Origin of the sequence: Rathayibacter sp. AY2B5 (assembly GCF_002931645.1) — a bacterium.
Classification (GTDB): domain Bacteria; phylum Actinomycetota; class Actinomycetes; order Actinomycetales; family Microbacteriaceae; genus Rathayibacter.
The window spans coordinates 311,581-328,998 of the sequence record NZ_PSUE01000001.1 but is presented as its reverse complement, the minus strand read 5'-3'; the positions used below and the strand labels follow the sequence as shown (position 1 = coordinate 328,998).

The following is a 17,418-nucleotide window of genomic DNA, read 5'->3' as shown; positions in this document are numbered from 1 at the left end:
CCGCCGGACGCCGTGGGCAGGGGTGCCGCCCTATGCTCGATCCGGTGACCAGGATCATCGCCGGATTCGCCGGCTCGCTCACCCTCCGGGTCCCGCGCGCGGGCACCCGCCCCACCAGCGACCGCGTGCGCGAGGCCGTCTTCTCGGCCCTCGAGGCCCGGGACGCCCTCGACGGCGCGACGGTGGTCGACCTCTACGCGGGCTCCGGCGCCCTCGGGCTCGAGTCGGCCAGCCGCGGAGCGAGCGCGGTCGTCCTGGTCGAGCGCGACCCGAAGGCCGCCCGGACCGCGGGCGAGAACGCACGGGCGATCGTGACCGCGGCTGCCAAGAACAAGCGGCCCGCCCCGCGGATCGAGGTGGTGACCGGCTCGGTCCGCTCCTTCCTCGACGGGTCCCCGGCCCTCAACACGGACACGGTGTTCCTCGACCCGCCCTACGACCTCGGCGAGGACGACCTCGCCGCCGATCTCGCCGGCGTGCTGCCGCTGCTGCGCGAGGACGCGGTGGTCGTCGTGGAGCGGAGCTCCCGCAGCCCGGAGCCGCGCTGGCCCGCGGGTCTGGAGCGGGAGCGGAGGAAGGACTACGGCGAGACCACGATCTGGTGGGCTTCACCGGCGTCGCCCGTCTCGCCCGCTTCCTCCGCGGCCGGCTGACCGGCCTCAGCCCGCCGCGCCGTCCCAGCCGAGGTACGGGTCCCAGCCCCCGCGCCCCTCGAGCGCGACCCCGCCCAGGCGCACCTCCGGGTCCCCCTCGCGGACGACCCCGAGCGGGACGAAGCCCTCCGGCAGCGCCGCGGCGGGCGGGAAGCACGCGAGCATCGCGTGGTCCTCGCCGCCTCCCAGCACCAACGCCCTCGCCAGGTCGAGGTCCACGCCCTCCACGCCAGTGAGCCCGCGCGCGTGCACGTCGACCGCCGCGGCATCGAGGTCGATCGCCACTCCGCTCGCACGCGCCATCCGACGGGCGTCGAGCACCACGCCGTCCGAGACGTCCATCATCGCGGTGGCGGTCCCGCCCGCGGCCTCGCCCGCGGAGATCGGCGCGGTCGGGCGCAGCTGCGCCTCGAGGAGGGACGGATGCCGCTCGCGGAGCCGGGCGGCGAGGTCGGCCGACGGCTCCCCGTCCCGCCGCGCCTGCTCGAACAGCAGGCGCAGCCCGAGCCCCGCTCGTCCCAGCGGACCGGCCACGGCGAGCACGTCCCCCGGCCTCGCACCGCTGCGGAGCACCGGCGGTCGTCCGTCGAGCGAGCCGAACGCCGTGATCGAGAGCGTCAGCGTCGCGGAGGCGGACAGGTCTCCCCCGACGACTCCGCATCCCGGCGCCATCGCGGCGCAGCCGGCGGCGAGGCCGCCCGCGATCCCCTCCAGCACGTCGACGCCCAGCGACTGGGGTGCCGCGAGCGCGACGACGAGCCCGGTGGGACGGGCCCCCATCGCCGCGACGTCGGCGAGGTTCGAGGCCGCCGCCTTCCAGCCCAGGTCCGCCGGGCGCGACCAGGCCAGCCGGAAGTCGGGGCCGTGCACCATCATGTCCGTGGTCACCACGAAGCGGCCGTCGGGAGCGCGCAGCACCGCGCAGTCGTCGCCGGGCCCGACCAGGGTCTCCGCGCCCGGGCCGCCGAGCCGGGCCAGCACCCTCGCGAGCACCTCGCCCTCGCTGAGCTCGGCCAGGGTGGGACTCCGATCCTCTGCCATGGTTCACACGCTAGCGTTGACGGCGATGTCCCCCCGCCGACTCCGCTCCCCCCTTCTCGCCGCCGCCGCCGTCCTGCTGCTCTCGGGCTGCTCGGCCAGCGTCGCCCTCGAGCCCGCCGCCGATGCGACGAGCACCGGCTGCGCGGAGGTCTCGGTGCGCCTGCCCGACGTGGTCGCGGAGCAGCCCGAGCGCGAGACGAACGCTCAGGGCACCGCCGCCTGGGGCACCCCGGCCGCCGTCATCCTCCACTGCGGAGTCGAGGTGCCCGGCCCGACGACGGACCTCTGCGTGAACGTCAGCGGAGTCGACTGGATCATCGACGAGACGCAGAAGGACGAGGACATCTACACGCTGACCACCTACGGTCGCGATCCCGCGGTGGAGATCACCGTCGACCAGAGCCGCGCGTCCGGATCCTCCGCCGCGCTCGACCTGGCGAACGCCGTCTCCTACGTCCCGCAGACGCGCGAGTGCACCGACGTCTCGGACGCCGACACCCTCGATCCGACGGACACGCCCACCGGCTGAGCTTCAGCGTCAGACGCCGAGGGCTCGACTCGCTGCGGTGAGCGCACCATCGGAGGTCGCCCCCAGCTCGCGCGCGCGGGACGCGAACACGGCGGCCGCGGCCTGCAGCTCGCGCTCCAGCGCGTCCACGCCTCCCGCGACGACCGTGCCCGCCCGGCCGCGCGTCTCGACCAGGCCCGCCGACTCCAGCTCCCGGTAGGAGCGGGCGACCGTCCCCGCGGCGACGCCCAGCGTCTCGGCCAGCGCGCGCACCGGCGGCAGCCGCGTGCCGACCGGCAGCTCGCCCGCGGCGATCAGAGCGGTGATCTGCTCACGGATCTGCTCGAAGGGCGCCGCGGCCGCGCCCGCCTCGACGCGGAGCGCGAGCGCCGACGTCATCGGGCGGCGACCGGGACGCGGTCGAGCGCCGAGTCGAGCAGCTCGCTGATCAGGTCCGGGTAGTCCACGCCGCTCGCGCCCCACATGCGCGGGAACATCGAGACCGGCGTGAAGCCGGGCATGGTGTTGATCTCGTTGACGACGAAGCCGTCGGCGGTGAGGAAGAAGTCGACCCGGGCGAGGCCCTCGGCTCCGATCGCGTCGAAGGCGCGGATCGCGAGGGACCGCATCTCGGAGAGCTCGCCGTCGGTGAGATCGGCCGGGCAGACCAGCTCGATGCCGGACGCCCCGAGGTACTTCGCCTCGAAGTCGTAGAAGCCGCGGCCGGTGACGACCACCTCGCCGGCGACGGAGGCGCGGGCCGGAGCACCGCGGCGGCCGCCGAGCACGCCGATCTCTACCTCGCGGCCGACGATGCCCGACTCGATCAGCACCCGCGAGTCGTGCGCGAACGCCTCCTCCAGCGCGGCCTCGAGCTGCTCGCGCTCGTCGATCCGGCTGACGCCCACGCTCGAGCCGGCCCGCGCCGGCTTCACGAACGCGGGCAGGCCCAGCTCGTCGAGGGCCGAGGAGGCGTCGCCCGGGTCGGCGCGCCACTCCGCCTCGGTCACGAGGTACCAGGGCGCCACCGCGAGGCCCGCGGCCCGCAGCACCGTCTTGGTGAAGTGCTTGTCCATGCCGAGCGCCGACGCGAGCACGCCCGAGCCGACGTAGGGCAGCCCGACGAGCTCGAGCATCCCCTGGACGGTGCCGTCCTCGCCCCACGGGCCGTGCAGGATCGGCAGCACCACGTCGACCTCGCCGAGCGAGCGCGTCGCGCCGTCCTCGGTCGTCACGGTGAGCTCACGCGAGAGGGCCGACTCCGGCCAGCGCACACGGGAGCCGTCGTCCTCGACGCGGGGCAGCGACGCGGCATCGAGAGCGAACTTCTCAGGACGGTCCTCCTCGAGCACGAAGGCGCCGTCGGAGGTGATCCCGACGGGGATCACCTCGAAGCGGTCACGGTCGATCGCCCGCAGCACCCCGGCCGCCGTTGCGCAGCTGATCGAGTGCTCGCTGGAGCGCCCCCCGAACAGAACGGCCACGCGGAGCTTGCTGGTCATCGAGGTTCCTCTCACCCTGTGGCTCGTCCGAATCCGTGGTCAGGTGCGGCGCGATGTCCTTCGGATCGAGCGTACCGGCGAGCACCTGCGACACCTGCTCGACGATGGGCATGTCGACTCCCCTGGCGCGCGCCAGCTCGAGGACCGGCGCGACGGAGGCGAGCCCCTCCGCCGTCTGCTGCATCGACTTCACCACGTCGGTGAAGCTGTAGCCCTGGCCGAGCAGGCGCCCGGCCGTGTTGTTGCGCGAGAGGGACGAGCTCGACGTCGCGATGAGGTCGCCGAGCCCAGCGAGTCCGGCCATCGTCTCGGCCCGTCCGCCGTACGCGACCGCGAAGTCGGTCATCTCGGCGAGACCGCGCGTGATGATCGATGCCTTCGTGTTCTCGCCGTAGCCGACGCCGTCGACGATGCCGATCGCCACGGCGATGAGGTTCTTCAGCACGCCGCCGAACTCGGTGCCGATCACGTCGGTGTTGACGTAGGAGCGGAAGTAGCGGTTGGTCGCCGCGAGAGCCACCTCCTGCGCGGTGACGAGGCTCTCGGAGGCGATGACCGCCGCGGTCGGCTGCTCCTTGGCGATCTCGAGGGCGAGGTTGGGCCCGGAGGCGACGGCGATCCGGTCGAGAGAGACCGGCAGCATCTGCGCGATCACCTCGCTCATCCGCTGGCCGGTGCCCTTCTCGACGCCCTTCATCAGGCTCACCAGCACCGTGCGCTCGGTGAGGAACGGCGTGATCGCCTCGAGGTTGCTCCGCAGCGACTGCGACGGGATGGAGAGGTAGACGTGGTCCGCGCCCTCCAGCGCCTCCTCGATGCGCGGCGTGGCCCGGATGTTGCGCGGGAGGTTGATGCCGGGGAGGTAGTCGCTGTTGCGCTTGGCCTCGGTGATCTCGCGGGCCAGCTCGGCGCGGCGCGCCCACATCACGACGTCGGAGCCGCCGTCGGCGAGGATCTTCGCGAACGTGGTGCCCCAGCTGCCGGCGCCGAGGACGGCGACGCGGCGGGGCACGGGGATGGGCGCCTTCCTACTGCTCGGACTCAAAGCGACCCGTGCCCTTCTGGTTGTGCTCGGAGGGGTTCCAGCGCTTCTCGGGCGCCGCCTCGCCGCGCAGCTCCTCGAGCAGGGCGGTGATCGCCGCCATCACGACCGCGGAGGCCTCGTTGAGTGTGGCGGAGTCGAGGCTGCGTCCGCGGAAGGCGGACAGGTCGACGGGGTCGCCGACGATCACGTCGACGCGCTTGCGGCGGAAGAGGGTGATCCGCTTGGAGTAGCGGCCCATCAGCTGCTGCGCGCCCCAGTGCGCGACCGGGACGACAGGCAGGCCGTACTGCAGCGCCATCCGCACCGCTCCCGTCTTGCCGCGCATCGGCCAGAGCTCGGGGTCGCGGGTGAGGGTGCCCTCGGGGTAGATGATGACCGAGCGGCCCTCGTCCACGAGAGCCTTGGCGGTCTTCAGCGGCTCGCTGCCGCGGACCGAGCCCGAGCGCTCGACGGGGATCTGCCCGGAGCCGCGCAGGATCGAGCCGAGCACGGGCACCGAGAACAGCGAGGCCTTGGCGAGGAAGCGCGGTGCGCGGCCGGCGCGCCACAGGGTCCAGCCCGTGATGATCGGGTCGATCTCGCTGTAGTGGTTCGGCGCGAACACGAAGGCTCCGGTGCTCGGGATCTTGTCGCCGTTCCGGATCCGCAGGTCGACCGAGGCGGTCATCACGGGGATCACCGCCGCCGCGAGGAACCAGAAGATGGACGGACGGCTTCGCTCAGACACCCGCCCATCCTCGCATCCCGCATCGGAGGGGCCGCGTCCCCACGCCCGGGAGCAGCGGGGCCCCGCGGTGAGAGGAGCGGCCCGGCCGCCGGGTACGGTACCGGCACGCCCCGTCCGCGTCGCCGCCCGTCGCCGTGGGACGCCGTCGGCCGAGCGCTCGGCCGCCTCGCCGACTCGCCGATCGCGCAGTCCGGCCTGGTGCTCCTGCTCGTGTGGGGAGTCGTGCTGCTCGCCACGCAGGCCGGACGCGACGCGGCCGCGCTCGGCGACGGCCTCCTGCTGACGCTCGCGGTCCTCGTCGGCGGCTCGGCGGCCGTCGCCCTCGTGATCGGCGGGGTCGACGCCCTCTGGCGCGTGGCGGTGGCACCGCTCGCCCACGTCGAGGCGGAGGCGACCGGCGGCGTCGCGGTCCTCGGACGCGGCCGGCTCGGAGCGGGCCTCCGTCGTGTCGAGCCGCGGTTCCCGCTGCCGACGCTGCGGCCCTACGCGGTGGTCGTGCCGCGCCGCCGGGGACTGACCGTCTCCTTCGGCGACTGGGGCGTCGTCGTGCCCTGGGCGCGGATCGCGCGGCTGGAGCGGCGGTGGGTGCTGGTGGGCCTGCGTCCGCGCGAGGCCCTCGAGGTCGTCCTGGCCGGCACGCGGCGCGGACGCCTCACGCTGGTCCTGGTCGAGTCGCCCGGACCGCTGAGCCTCCGGCCCGCGCCGGAGACGACGCTCGCGCTCCTCGAGAAGCGGATCCGGGGACGCCTGGAGGAGGACGCGGAACCGCCCGCGTGGGGCGCGCCCGGGCGCGACAGGACCCCGGGCCGCTGAGGACGGTCGTCCTCAGCGGCACCGGGGTCCCGGTGGGCGGCTACGCGTCGAGCGAGAAGTCGGCGCCCAGCAGCTCGAGCTTGGTGAGGAAGTTCTCGTAGCCGCGGCTGATGATGCCGACGTTCGAGACCGTCGAGGTGCCCTCGGCCGAGAGCGCCGCGATCAGGTGCGAGAAGCCGCCGCGCAGATCCGGCACGACGATGTCGGCGCCGTGCAGCTTCGAGGGTCCCGAGATCACGGCCGAGTGCATGAAGTTGCGCTGCCCGAAGCGGCAGGCCTGCCCGCCGAGGCACTCGCGGTGGATCTGGATGGTCGCGCCCATCTCGACGAGCGCGTCGACGAAGCCGAAGCGCTGCTCGTAGACGGTCTCGTGCACGATCGAGACGCCCTTGGCCTTCGTGAGCGCCACGACCAGCGGCTGCTGCCAGTCGGTCATGAAGCCGGGGTGCACGTCGGTCTCGATGATGACCGGCTTGAGCTCGCCGCCCGGGTGGTAGAAGCGGATGCCGTCCTCGGCGATCTCGAACGCGCCGCCGACCTTGCGGAAGACGTTGAGGAAGGTGGTCATCTCCTGCTGGCGGGCGCCGCCGACGAAGATGTCGCCGTCGGTCGCGAGGGCCGCGGCCGCCCAGGAGGCCGCCTCGTTGCGGTCGAAGAGCGCGCGGTGGGAGTAGCCGGTGAGCCGGTCCACGCCCTCGATGCGGATCACGCGGTCGGTGTCGACCGAGATGATGGCGCCCATCTTCTGCAGGATGTTGATCAGGTCCATGATCTCGGGCTCGATCGCCGCGCCCGAGAGCTCGGTGATGCCGGAGGCGCGCACCGCGGTCAGGAGGACCTGCTCGGTCGCTCCGACGCTCGGGTAGGGCAGCGACACCTTGGCGCCGTGCAGGCCCTCGGGTGCCGACATCCGGATGCCCGAGGGCAGCTTCTCGACGACGGCGCCGAAGTTGCGCAGCACCTCGAGGTGGTAGTCGATCGGGCGGTCGCCGATGCGGCAGCCGCCGAGGTCGGGGATGAACGCCTCGCCCAGGCGGTGCAGCAGCGGGCCGCAGAAGAGGATCGGGATGCGGCTGGAGCCGGCGTGCGCGTCGATGTCGGCGAAGTGCGCGGACTCGACGTTGGAGGGGTCGAGGATCAGCTCGCCCACCTCGGCGCCCTGCTTCACCTTGACGCCGTGGACTTCGAGCAGGCCCTTCACGACGCGGACGTCGCTGATGTCGGGCACGTCGCGGAGGGTGGAGGCGGTCTCGCCGAGCAGCGCCGCGACCATCGCCTTGGTGACCAGGTTCTTGGCCCCCTTGAGCTCGATCCGGCCCACCAGCGGTCGCCCGCCGTTGATGGTGATCCGCTCGGTCGTCATTCCCACCCGTGCTCCCGACGCCTTGGCGTCCTGCAGGGCCTTGGCGTCCTGAAGAAGTGTGTTCACGCTATTTCACCGGCAATGTCTTGGGCCGCCAGCTCTCGCGGCGGGTCTCGAATTCGGAAATGAGCGCTTCGTCGCGCAGGGTCAGGCCGATGTCGTCCAGGCCCTCGATCAGGCGCCATCGAGTGTAGTCGTCGATCTCGAAGTCGAAGGTCTCGCCACCGGCGGTGACCGTACGCGCAACCAGATCCACCGTCGGTTCTATTCCCGGGGTGCCCTCGATGATCTCCCACAGCCGCTCGACGTCGGGCTCCGAGACGACGGCCGCGAGCAGTCCCTGCTTGCCGGCGTTGCCCCGGAAGATGTCGCCGAAGCGGGGGGAGATGACGACCCGGAAGCCGAAGTCGCGCAGCGCCCAGACGGCGTGCTCGCGGCTGGAGCCGATGGCGAAGTCGGGGCCGGCGACGAGGATGCCGGCGCCGCGGTAGCGCTCCTGGTTGAGGACGAAGTCCGCGTCCTGCCGCCAGCCGTGGAAGAGCGCGTCCTCGAAGCCGGTCTTCGTGATGCGGCGGAGGTAGATGCCGGGGAGGATCTGGTCGGTGTCGACGTTGGCGCGCTTCAGGGGCGCGGCGATCGCGGTGACGGTCTCGAACTTCTGCACGGTCAGACTCCTGCTCTCTCGCGGACCGGCTCCAGATCGGAGGGACTGGAGAGGGTGCCGCGCACGGCCGTGGCCGCGGCGACGAGGGGCGAGACGAGGTGGGTCTTCGCCCCCTTGCCCTGACGACCCTCGAAGTTGCGGTTGGACGTGGAGGCCACGCGCTCCCCCAGGACGAGCTGGTCGGTGTTCATCCCGAGGCACATCGAGCAGCCGGCGAAGCGCCACTCCGCGCCGAACGCGGTGACGATCCGGTCGATCCCCTCGGCCTCGGCCTCGAGCCGCACCCGGGCGGAGCCGGGGACGACCATCACGCGGACGCCGGGGGCCTTGGTGCGCCCCTCGACGACGGCAGCGAAGGCCCGCAGGTCCTCGATCCGCGAGTTGGTGCAGGAGCCCATGAAGACCACGTCGACCGGGATCTCCTTCATCGGCGTGCCGGGCTCCAGCGCCATGTACTCCAGCGCTCGCAGAGCGCTGGCGCGCTCGTTCGGATCGTCGAGGACGTCAGGGTCCGGTACCGCCTGCGAGAGCGAGACGCCCTGGCCGGGGTTCGTGCCCCAGGTGACGAACGGCTCGAGCGCGTCGGCGTCGATCACGACCTCGGCGTCGAACACGGCGCCCTCGTCGCTCGGCAGCGTCCGCCAGTAGGCGACCGCGGCGTCCCAGTCCTCGCCCGCCGGAGCGTGCGGGCGGCCGTGCAGGTAGGCGAAGGTCGTCTCGTCCGGCGCGACCATGCCGGCCCGCGCACCCGCCTCGATCGACATGTTGCAGATCGTCATCCGGCCCTCCATCGAGAGCGCGCGGATCGCGGAGCCGCGGTACTCGAGGATGTAGCCCTGGCCGCCGCCGGTGCCGATGCGGGCGATGACCGCGAGGATGATGTCCTTGGCCGTCACCCCCTCCTTCAGCGTGCCCTCGACCGTGATCGCCATCGTCTTGAAGGGTTGCAGCGGCAGCGTCTGCGTCGCCATCACGTGCTCGACCTCGCTCGTGCCGATGCCGAAGGCGATCGCGCCGAACGCGCCGTGCGTGGAGGTGTGCGAGTCGCCGCAGACCACCGTGACGCCGGGCATCGTCAGGCCCAACTGGGGGCCGACGACATGCACGATGCCCTGCTCGACGTCGCCCAGGGAGTGCAGGCGGACGCCGAACTCGCCGGCGTTGCGGCGCAGCGCGTCGATCTGGGTGCGGCTGATCGGATCCTCGATGGGGCGTCCGATCTCGAGGGTCGGCGTGTTGTGGTCCTCGGTGGCGATGGTGAGGTCCGGCCGGCGCAGCGGGCGCCCCGCGGCACGCAGGCCGTCGAACGGCTGCGGGCTGGTCACCTCGTGCAGCAGGTGCAGGTCGATGTAGAGCAGGTCGGGAGCGCCGTTCTCGCCCGCGACGACGACGTGGTCGTCCCAGACCTTCTCGGCGAGGGTGCGCGGCTTCTCGGCTCTCCTGCCGGTCCCTGCTCCACTCGACGCGGGCGCGGCTGTGCCGGGTGTGGTCTCGATCATGACGGTTCCTTCTCCTCCTGGAGTCGCTGCTCGGCCGGGCGAGGCACCGCGACGAGGGAGGCCGTCAGTTCGAGGTCTCGTCGCGGCACGGAAGGAGGTGCGGGCCACTCAGCATGGACCGAGAATAGCACCGCGCTCCCCCGCCTCCCGGGCGGGCGCGGCACGGAGTCGCCCGGCTCAGGCGCGGGCGTCGAGCACGGCGTCGACGACGACGACGGTGACGTTGTCCCGTCCGCCGGCCTCGACCGCCGCACGCACGAGCGCCTGAGCGAGGTCGGCAGGGTCGCCGGAGTCGCGGCGGGCGAACAGGGCGGCGATCCGCTGGTCGGAGAGCTCCTTCGTCAGCCCGTCGGAGCAGAGCAGGTAGCTGGCGCGCGGCACGACGGGCAGCGTCCAGACGTCCGTCTCGACCTCCTCGTCGGCGCCGAGGGCGCGGGTGACGATGTTGCGGTCGGGATGCGACTCCGCCGACTCGGGGGTGAGCAGGCCGGCCGAGACGAGCTCCTGCACGGCGGAGTGGTCCACCGTCAGCTGCTGGAGTTCGGCACCGTCCCAGCGGTAGACGCGGGAGTCCCCGACGTTGAACAGCGCCCAGCGGGCCGGGCCCGCGGGCTCGGGGAGCACGAGCATCAGCCCGGTCAGCGTCGTGCCGCAGAGCGCACCGCCCACGTCGAGCGCGCGCACGGCCGTGTTGGCGCCCTCCACCAGGTCGAACACCGCGTCCACCGGACCCAGGCTCGTCGGCCGGTTCTCGCGCAGCGCCTCGACGGCGGCTGCGCTCGCGAGGTCCCCTCGTGCGTGCCCGCCCATCCCGTCCGCGACTGCCAGGAGCAGCTCGTCGGCGAGGAGGGCGTCCTCGTTGACGCGGCGGACGGCGCCGACGTCGGTGCTGCTGCTGACGGCGAGCCGCAGCGCCCCCTGGGGCAGGTCGACCGTGGTCGTCGTCATCGCGGGATCACTTCTCCTCGGCGGAGGACCGGGCGTCGTCCGCGACGACCTCGGGGTGCCCGTCGTGCAGCTGGATGTGGCGGTGCTCGCGGCGCATCTTCGCCAGGCTCGCGAGCGTCGCGACGGTCATGCTCAGGACGATGACCACCAGCGAGGTGATCGTGTCGATGTCCCACACCGGCACGGGATCGCCGCCGTTGATGAAGGGCAGGTCGTTCTCGTGCAGGGCGTGCAGGACGAGCTTCACACCGATGAAGGCGAGGATGAACGCGATGCCGTACTTGAGGTACTCGAGCTTGTCGATGAGGCCGCCGAGCAGGAAGTAGAGCTGGCGGAGCCCCATCAGGGCGAAGATGTTCGCGGTGAAGACGATGAACGGGCTCTCCGTGATGCCGAAGATCGCGGGGATCGAGTCGAGCGCGAAGAGCAGGTCGGTCGAGCCGATCGCCAGGAAGACGATCAGCATCGGGGTGAAGAACGTCGTGCCGTTCTTGACCGTGCGGATCTTCGAGCCGTCGAACTCGTCCGAGATCCTCACGCGCTTGCGCAGGAGGCGGATGAGCAGGTTGTCCGTGCCCTCGTCCTCGTCCTCCTTGCCGAACGCCTGGTTCCACGCCGTGTAGACCAGGAACGCGCCGAACAGGTAGAAGATCCAGCTGAAGCTCTCGATGAGCTGCGCGCCGAGGAGGATGAAGATCCCGCGGAAGACCAGCGCGATGATGATGCCCACCATCAGCACCTCCTGCTGCAGCTTCGCCGGCACCGCGAAGCGCCCCATGATGATGACGAAGACGAACAGGTTGTCGATCGAGAGGCTGTACTCGGTCAGCCAGCCCGCGACGAACTGGCCCGCGAGCTCGCCGCCGCCGAGGATCAGCATCGCCAGCGCGAAGATCAGCGCGAGCGTGACGTAGAAGCCGACCCAGAGGCCGGACTCCTTCAGGCTCGGCACGTGCGGGCGCTTGTAGACCAGCAGCAGGTCGGCGGCGAGGATCAGGCTCAGGACGACGAACGAGCCGATCACGAACCAGACGGGCAGATCGAGCATGAGGGCCTTCCGAGTGGGTGGGGGCCGAAAGTCTCTCCCCGGGGAGCGGACGGCCGTGCCGGTCCGCGTCACCCGTCCCGCCCCCGGCACCGCGCAGGGGCGGTGCGTACTGACGGGAGCGGAAAGGCGGGATACTCCCCTTCGCGGATGCGATCCTAGCGCCGATCCGGCGGGATGCGGCCCCGGGGAGACGGAGGGGGAACGAGGCGATCGGCGCGATGCGTCGAGCGGGTGCCGCGTGGCGAGCACCCGGGTGTTAAACGAGAAGAACCCCCGGTCAGACCGGGGGTTCTTCTCGTGTTGCCGTGGTGACCCCAGCGGGATTTGAACCCGCGTTACCGCCGTGAGAGGGCGACGTCCTAGGCCGCTAAACGATGGGGCCGCGTTTTTGCAACTCGAAGAGTGTTGCACACGGATCCGCATCGACGCAAATCGAGCGCCCGGCCCATCCGGTCTCCGCTCGGCCCCGGCCTTGCCCGCCGCCCGCCGAGGCGGTTGGCTCGGGGCATGAGACTGACGAAACTCGAGCACGCCGCCGTCCTGATCGAGGAGGACGGTGCCCGGCTGGTGATCGATCCGGGGTCCTTCACCCGGCCCGTCGAGGGGACGGCCGACACCGTCGCCGTGGTGCTCACCCACGAGCACGCCGACCACTGGACCCCGGAGCAGCTGCAGCGCCTGCGCGACGCGGCCCCGTCGCTGCGGATCCTCGGCCCGGCCGGGGTCGCCGCCGCCGCCGAGGGCTTCGACGTCGAGACGGTCGCCGACGGCGACCTGGTGACGGTCGGCCCGTTCGAGCTGCGCTTCTTCGGCGCCCGCCACGCGGTGATCCACCGGAGCATCCCCGTCATCGACAACGTCGGCGTCCTCGTCGACGGCCGCGTCTACTACGCCGGCGACTCCTTCACCGTCCCCGAGGGCGTCGACGTCGAGGTCCTCGCGGCCCCGTCGGGCGCGCCGTGGATGAAGATCGCCGAGGCGATGGACTACGTGCTCGAGATCGCGCCGCGGCACGCCTTCGCGACCCACGAGCAGGTCCTCTCGGAGGCGGGACGCGCGCTCGGCCACGACCGGCTCGGCTGGGCCGTGCGCGAGGGGGGCGGGGAGTACCACGCGCTCGAGCCCGGCGACGTGCTCGAGCTCTGACGCCGGGGACGACGACGGCCGGGTCGGGGGCGAGCCCCGGCCCGGCCGTCGTCGCGATCCGCTAGCGGATCAGTAGTACTCGCCCTGGCGGTAGTCCCAGGAGTTGAACTGCTCGGCGAGGTTCAGCATGATGCGCTCGTAGTCGAGGCCGCGGCGGATCAGCACGGGGCCCGGGGTGATCGAGCGCTCGCCGCCCTGCACGGGGATGAGGGCGCCCGAGGCGTCCACCATCGAGACCATGACGCCCTGCTCGTGGCGGGAGTCCTCGTCCTTGTCCGGCTGGATCGAGGAGACGTAGGAGTCGGCCGAGATGATGACGTCGGCCTCGTTCTCGATCCGCTCGCCGATGTTCGCGACGCGGCCGCGGTTGCCCACGCCCGAGGGGTTGGCCGAGCTGGCGAAGGTGAGGGTGCGGTCGCGCTCCCATATGGTGGCGACCAGCTGCTCGGCCGGGCGGCCGAAGCGGATGACGAAGCAGCTGGTGCCCCGTCCGTCGCGGACCAGCTCGCGGGCGTCCTCGTCGATCAGGTCGACGGCCTCGGCCTTCCACGGGAGGATGCAGCCGAGCAGGACGTCCTGGTCCCAGTGCTTCTGGTAGAAGGCGAGGACCTCCTCGTTGAGCTCGGCGAGCTCGGTGAGCTGCTCGATGCTGGAGCAGAGCACGACGCCCGGCTTGTTGCGGTTGCGCTGCTTGGCCGAGAACTTGCGCTCGAGGCCCGCTCCGTCGGTCGTCATCAGGATGTAGCCGACCTTGGTCGCGCAGACGACCAGTCCACCGGGGGCGTAGAGCGCGTCCACCGCTTCCGCAGGAGCCTGCTCACGCCATTCGATCACCGTCGTGCTGGTCATTCTTTCCCTTTCGTGGTGTCCAGAGACGCCATGGGCGGGGCCCCGGCCGAGCGGAAGCCTAGCGGATCGCCTCCCGTCGTCCGCGGCGGTGATGCCGCGAACGGACGCGCACCGGGCTCCGGATCGACTCCGGTGCCCGGTGCGCGCCCGTCCGCGCCGCGCGCGCCGACGGGACGGCTCAGGCGAGGGCCGTGAGCGAGCCTCGCGCGAGCGTGTTGACGGTCAGATGGAAGCCGACCAGCGAGGCCGGAGTCGACTCGTCGACCGGCAGCGTCGGCACTCCGAGCGCGTGCACCGTGAAGAGGTAGCGGTGCGGGCGGTCACCGGGCGGCGGGGCCGCACCGGCGTAGGCGAGCGACCCGAGGTCGTTGAGCGCCGGGCGCCCCACTTCCGTCGAGCCGGCGGCCAGCTCGGTGACCTCCTTCGGGATGTCGACCAGGACCCAGTGGTGGATGCCGCCGAGGGTCGGCGCATCGGGGTCGAACACGGTCACGGCGTACGACTGCGTGCCCTCGGGGCCGGCGCTCCAGCGCAGGGACGGGCTGGTGTCGCCGCTCCCCTGGGCCTCGGCGAGCCGCTCGCCGTCGGTCACGTCGTCGCTGGACACCTCCAGGGGCGCCGTCGCGGGCAGGAAGTCGAGCGGGTGCGGGGGCGTGCTCCTGGTCAGATCGGTCATGTCGTTCTCCTTCTCTCTCAGTCGGTGACTCGGCCGCGGACGCCGTCGAGCCAGTAGTCGGAGTGGCGGTCCGCGGTCGCCGCGTCGCGGAACGAGTACGTCTTCAGCAGCCAGCGGAAGCGGGTCTTGTCGCGGTCCTGGACGTCGACGAGCTGACGGCTGTGCAGGCCGTCCTGGTTCGCGATGATCAGCAGGTCCGCGTCGCGGATCCGGTGGTACTGCTCGCTGACCTTCGAGAGCGCATCGCGGAACTGCCAGAGCGCCCACAGGTGCGGCAGGTCGTCCGGGTCGGCCGGCACCGTCCGGGTGTCGTAGTAGCGGAAGCTGTGCTCGTTCTCGAGCAGAGCGTGCTGGTCCGACACGATCTGGTTCTTGTTCTGGGCGCGCGAGAGCTCGTCGAACGGGGTGATGTAGACCGCCTCGCGCAGGAGCGCCTGGTTCTCGGGTGAGATGAAGCGCAGGATCTCGCGGCCGTCGACGTACTTCGTGTAGACGAGGTCGGTCTCGGGCGTGCGCAGTCCCAGGAGCGAGATGAAGTCGGCGCGCACCGGGTGCGCGGTCCGCTCGTTGTGCCAGTACAGCTCGCCGTCGGTCTTCTGCGTCTGGGTGTTCGAGAAGCGGTTGTCGGCGTAGACGTCCTGGAAGAAGTCGCCGTTGTTGCGGGTGGCGTACGCGAGCAGCGGCGAGCCGAGGTACTGCGACTGCAGCTCGAGCAGGCCCTCGCCGACGAACGTCAGCTTCTTGCGGTACTTGTCCTCGAGCGCGTCGTCCTGGTCGAGCCAGGGGATCTCGTCGTCGACCGGGTTGTTCGAGATCAGGTGCGCGTAGGTGATCTTCTCGTCGCGCTCGCGCCGGATGCGGGCGAGCGCGTCGACGAAGCCCTGCGGGACGTCGCCGCTGTCGATCAGCGCGGCGATCGCGTCGCGGAAGCGGTCGTAGTCCTTGTAGGGGTCGATGGCGACCGCCAGCAGCGACTGCTGGAGGGTCGATCTGTCGGAATCGGAGAACGTGTAGATGGGCTGCATTGCTTCACTCCTTGCACGTGGATGAGGGACGCCGCCGGCGGGCTCGTCCCGGACTTCCTCTGTCACTCCGCTTCCGCGGTGACGGCCCTCCTCGCCTGTCGTCGCATCGAGACGGCCCCGATCGTCTGCGCGAGGACCGCGAGGACGACGAGGACGATGAGGGTCGGCGCGGTCCCTCCCGTGAGGGGGACGAGTATCCCGGCGCCGACGAGCAGGACGGCCTGGAGGATCCCCTGGTTGCGCTCCAGTCCGCGCATCACCGCGACCCGGGCGCCGTCCTCGAGCCCGTTCATCGCCGGCGCCAGGGCGATCATCGTCGCGGGCCGCACGAAGCCGCCCGCGATCCCGAGCAGGGCCAGGCCGGCGATCGCGGCGCCGAGCACCCCGAGGGTGGTCAGGGCGAGGCCCAGCACCTGGGTGAGCGCCGTCAGCCGGAAGACCAGGGGCGTGCCGGCGATGAGCGGCGAGAGCCGGGCGGCAGCCAGGCCGGCGAGCGTGTAGAGGCCGAGCACCAGGCCGAACGCGGGCAGCGTCAGACGCAGCTCCTGGAACAGCAGCAGCGGGATCACGAAGGTGTAAGCGGCGAGCAGGACGGCGCGGTTCACGGAGTAGTAGAGGGACCAGAAGCGCACCGCGGCGGGCAGGACGGCCGGCCGCACGGCGCGCGCCGCCACTCCCGAGGCGGCGTTCGCGCCGAGCGGCAGGCGGGCAAGGAGCACCACGGCCAGCGCGGCGCACGACACGAGCGCGCTGAGGAGGAACGGCAGCCGGTCCCAGAGCGCGAGCGAGGCGGCCCCGAGCACTCCCGCGCCGAAGGAGGCGAGGAACATTCCGCTCTGCACCCGCGTCTCCTGGCGGCGAGCATCGGCTCCGGCGCGCAGCGAGGAGGCCAGCGCGGCGTCCCGCCCGGCCGTCAGCGAGAAGCCGCAGCCGGCGAGCAGCTGGCTGATCACGACGGCGACCGGATCCGCGTCCAGCACGATCACGACGAGGCCCAGTGCCTTCACGCCCTCGCCGACGACGAGCGCGCCCGCCGAGGACAGGCGGCGTGTGAGCGGCGAGAGCGGGCCGTCGGCGAGCGCCGCCACCACTCCGTAGAGCGCCAGCAGCAGCGCCACGGCCAGGATCGGGTAGCCCCGCGCCAGCAGGAACACCGCGACCACGGGCAGGTGGAAGTAGGCGCGCGAGACGATCCGGTAGACCGTGATCAGCCCGGCGGCGCTGCGGCCGCGCGGGGCGTCCCCGCGCCCGAGGTCAGACAAGGGAGGGCACGACGACGCGCAGTGCGTCGGCGCCCACGTCGCCCTGACGGACGATCGACGCGCCGCCCACGAGGGAGACGATCGTGCTGCTCATCGTGGAGTCGGGGGCGGTGGTGCTGCGGATCAGGTAGTCGCTGTCGCCGCCGAGGTGCTCCGCGGCGAGGTCGAAGTCGACGAGTCCGGTCGACACCGTGCCGCTGATGTTGGCGGAGGTGGCCGCGAGCGGCAGGCCCGCGAATATCGAGAGCAGGTTGATCGGGGCGCTGAGGTTGTGCACGACCGACACCGTGTCCTGGCCCGAGGTGACCCAGTCCGGGACGACGGGCTTGCGGCGCAGGATGACGTTCAGCGGCCCCGGCCAGAACGCTGCGACGAGCGCGTCCATGTCGGCCGTCTCCGGGGCGAAGGCCCAGGTCGCCCAGTCGCGGGGCGCGGAGACGAAGAGGGTGAGCGGCTTCGCGCCGTCCCGCTTCTTCATGTCGTAGAGGCGGAAGCAGGCGCTGCGCGAGAAGGGGCTGGCGAACACGCCGTAGTTCGTGTCGGTCTGCGCGATGACGGTCGCGCCCTCGCGGAGCTCCTGCCCGACGCGCCGGAGCTCGTCGAGATCGGTCGCGTCGATGATCTGTGCCGTCATGGGTAGTGCTCCTGC

Annotated in this window: 19 protein-coding genes and 1 tRNA gene; 4 read left to right on the top strand and 16 right to left on the bottom strand. The window is 71.9% G+C overall.

What is annotated here, in order from left to right; genetic code table 11:
• Positions 1–44: 44 nt before the first annotated feature.
• Positions 45–653: an RsmD family RNA methyltransferase gene (locus tag C5C30_RS01455; RefSeq protein ID WP_104223136.1), complete on the top strand. Its 609-nt coding sequence runs from the start codon at positions 45–47 to the stop codon at positions 651–653.
• A gap of 6 nt (positions 654–659) precedes the next feature.
• Here C5C30_RS01455 and thiL read toward each other — a convergent pair whose 3' ends face one another.
• A complete protein-coding gene (thiL, locus tag C5C30_RS01450; RefSeq protein WP_104225623.1) occupies positions 660–1,694 on the bottom strand; it encodes a thiamine-phosphate kinase in 1,035 nt (344 codons plus the stop codon).
• A gap of 25 nt (positions 1,695–1,719) precedes the next feature.
• Here thiL and C5C30_RS01445 point away from each other — a divergent pair, with 25 nt between their 5' ends.
• On the top strand, positions 1,720–2,223 hold the full coding sequence (locus C5C30_RS01445; protein WP_104223096.1) for a DUF3515 family protein: 504 nt from the start codon (positions 1,720–1,722) through the stop codon (positions 2,221–2,223).
• Between the two features lie 9 nt (positions 2,224–2,232).
• On the opposite strand, the gene C5C30_RS01440 is transcribed toward C5C30_RS01445, so the two are convergent.
• The 4 genes from C5C30_RS01440 to C5C30_RS01425 are packed head-to-tail and all read right to left on the bottom strand — an operon-like array spanning position 2,233 to position 5,476.
• Entirely contained in the window at positions 2,233–2,601 is a 369-nt protein-coding gene (locus tag C5C30_RS01440; protein WP_104223095.1) for a GntR family transcriptional regulator, read from the bottom strand.
• Positions 2,598–3,704 (bottom strand): D-alanine--D-alanine ligase family protein, encoded by a 1,107-nt coding sequence (locus C5C30_RS01435; protein ID WP_104223094.1) that lies wholly within the window; start codon positions 3,702–3,704, stop codon positions 2,598–2,600. Before C5C30_RS01435 ends, C5C30_RS01440 begins: the two co-directional genes overlap by 4 nt.
• The gene (locus C5C30_RS01430) at positions 3,601–4,716 is read right to left on the bottom strand and encodes an NAD(P)H-dependent glycerol-3-phosphate dehydrogenase (protein WP_181027083.1); all 1,116 of its coding nucleotides are present in this window, start codon (positions 4,714–4,716) and stop codon (positions 3,601–3,603) included. Before C5C30_RS01430 ends, C5C30_RS01435 begins: the two co-directional genes overlap by 104 nt.
• A gap of 16 nt (positions 4,717–4,732) precedes the next feature.
• Positions 4,733–5,476: a 1-acyl-sn-glycerol-3-phosphate acyltransferase gene (locus tag C5C30_RS01425; RefSeq protein ID WP_244229445.1), complete on the bottom strand. Its 744-nt coding sequence runs from the start codon at positions 5,474–5,476 to the stop codon at positions 4,733–4,735.
• A gap of 198 nt (positions 5,477–5,674) precedes the next feature.
• On the opposite strand from C5C30_RS01425, the gene C5C30_RS01420 reads away from it, so the two are divergent.
• Positions 5,675–6,289, top strand: coding sequence for a hypothetical protein (locus tag C5C30_RS01420; RefSeq protein WP_104233771.1), 615 nt, complete (start codon positions 5,675–5,677; stop codon positions 6,287–6,289).
• A 40-nt stretch (positions 6,290–6,329) separates the two neighbouring features.
• Here the strand turns inward: C5C30_RS01420 and murA are convergent, their stop codons facing one another.
• The 6 genes from murA to C5C30_RS01390 form a co-directional block, all read right to left on the bottom strand.
• Positions 6,330–7,652 carry a UDP-N-acetylglucosamine 1-carboxyvinyltransferase gene (gene murA / locus C5C30_RS01415; RefSeq protein WP_181067970.1) on the bottom strand — a complete coding sequence of 441 codons (1,323 nt, stop codon included), beginning with the start codon at positions 7,650–7,652 and terminating at the stop codon, positions 6,330–6,332.
• 67 nt (positions 7,653–7,719) lie between these two features.
• Entirely contained in the window at positions 7,720–8,316 is a 597-nt protein-coding gene (gene leuD, locus C5C30_RS01410) for a 3-isopropylmalate dehydratase small subunit (RefSeq protein ID WP_104223089.1), read from the bottom strand.
• Positions 8,317–8,318: 2 nt separating this feature from the next.
• Positions 8,319–9,815 carry a 3-isopropylmalate dehydratase large subunit gene (leuC, locus tag C5C30_RS01405; protein WP_104223088.1) on the bottom strand — a complete coding sequence of 499 codons (1,497 nt, stop codon included), beginning with the start codon at positions 9,813–9,815 and terminating at the stop codon, positions 8,319–8,321.
• Positions 9,816–9,992: 177 nt separating this feature from the next.
• Positions 9,993–10,763 (bottom strand): PP2C family serine/threonine-protein phosphatase, encoded by a 771-nt coding sequence (locus C5C30_RS01400; RefSeq protein WP_104223087.1) that lies wholly within the window; start codon positions 10,761–10,763, stop codon positions 9,993–9,995.
• A gap of 7 nt (positions 10,764–10,770) precedes the next feature.
• The gene (locus tag C5C30_RS01395) at positions 10,771–11,811 is read right to left on the bottom strand and encodes a TerC family protein (protein WP_104333029.1); all 1,041 of its coding nucleotides are present in this window, start codon (positions 11,809–11,811) and stop codon (positions 10,771–10,773) included.
• 306 nt (positions 11,812–12,117) lie between these two features.
• A tRNA-Glu gene (locus C5C30_RS01390) sits at positions 12,118–12,193 on the bottom strand.
• A 125-nt stretch (positions 12,194–12,318) separates the two neighbouring features.
• On the opposite strand from C5C30_RS01390, the gene C5C30_RS01385 reads away from it, so the two are divergent.
• Positions 12,319–12,957, top strand: a complete 639-nt coding sequence (locus C5C30_RS01385; protein WP_104333028.1) for an MBL fold metallo-hydrolase — start codon at positions 12,319–12,321, stop codon at positions 12,955–12,957.
• 69 nt (positions 12,958–13,026) lie between these two features.
• Here the strand turns inward: C5C30_RS01385 and C5C30_RS01380 are convergent, their stop codons facing one another.
• The 5 genes from C5C30_RS01380 to C5C30_RS01360 form a co-directional block, all read right to left on the bottom strand.
• Positions 13,027–13,806, bottom strand: a complete 780-nt coding sequence (locus tag C5C30_RS01380; RefSeq protein ID WP_104333027.1) for an L-threonylcarbamoyladenylate synthase — start codon at positions 13,804–13,806, stop codon at positions 13,027–13,029.
• Positions 13,807–13,984: 178 nt separating this feature from the next.
• A complete protein-coding gene (locus tag C5C30_RS01375; protein WP_104223083.1) occupies positions 13,985–14,482 on the bottom strand; it encodes a YbhB/YbcL family Raf kinase inhibitor-like protein in 498 nt (165 codons plus the stop codon).
• 17 nt (positions 14,483–14,499) lie between these two features.
• On the bottom strand, positions 14,500–15,507 hold the full coding sequence (locus C5C30_RS01370) for a TauD/TfdA family dioxygenase (protein WP_104223082.1): 1,008 nt from the start codon (positions 15,505–15,507) through the stop codon (positions 14,500–14,502).
• A gap of 62 nt (positions 15,508–15,569) precedes the next feature.
• Positions 15,570–16,769, bottom strand: coding sequence for a hypothetical protein (locus C5C30_RS01365; RefSeq protein WP_104333026.1), 1,200 nt, complete (start codon positions 16,767–16,769; stop codon positions 15,570–15,572).
• A complete protein-coding gene (locus tag C5C30_RS01360; protein ID WP_104225616.1) occupies positions 16,762–17,403 on the bottom strand; it encodes an L-threonylcarbamoyladenylate synthase in 642 nt (213 codons plus the stop codon). Before C5C30_RS01360 ends, C5C30_RS01365 begins: the two co-directional genes overlap by 8 nt.
• Between the last annotated feature and the right edge of the window lie 15 nt (positions 17,404–17,418).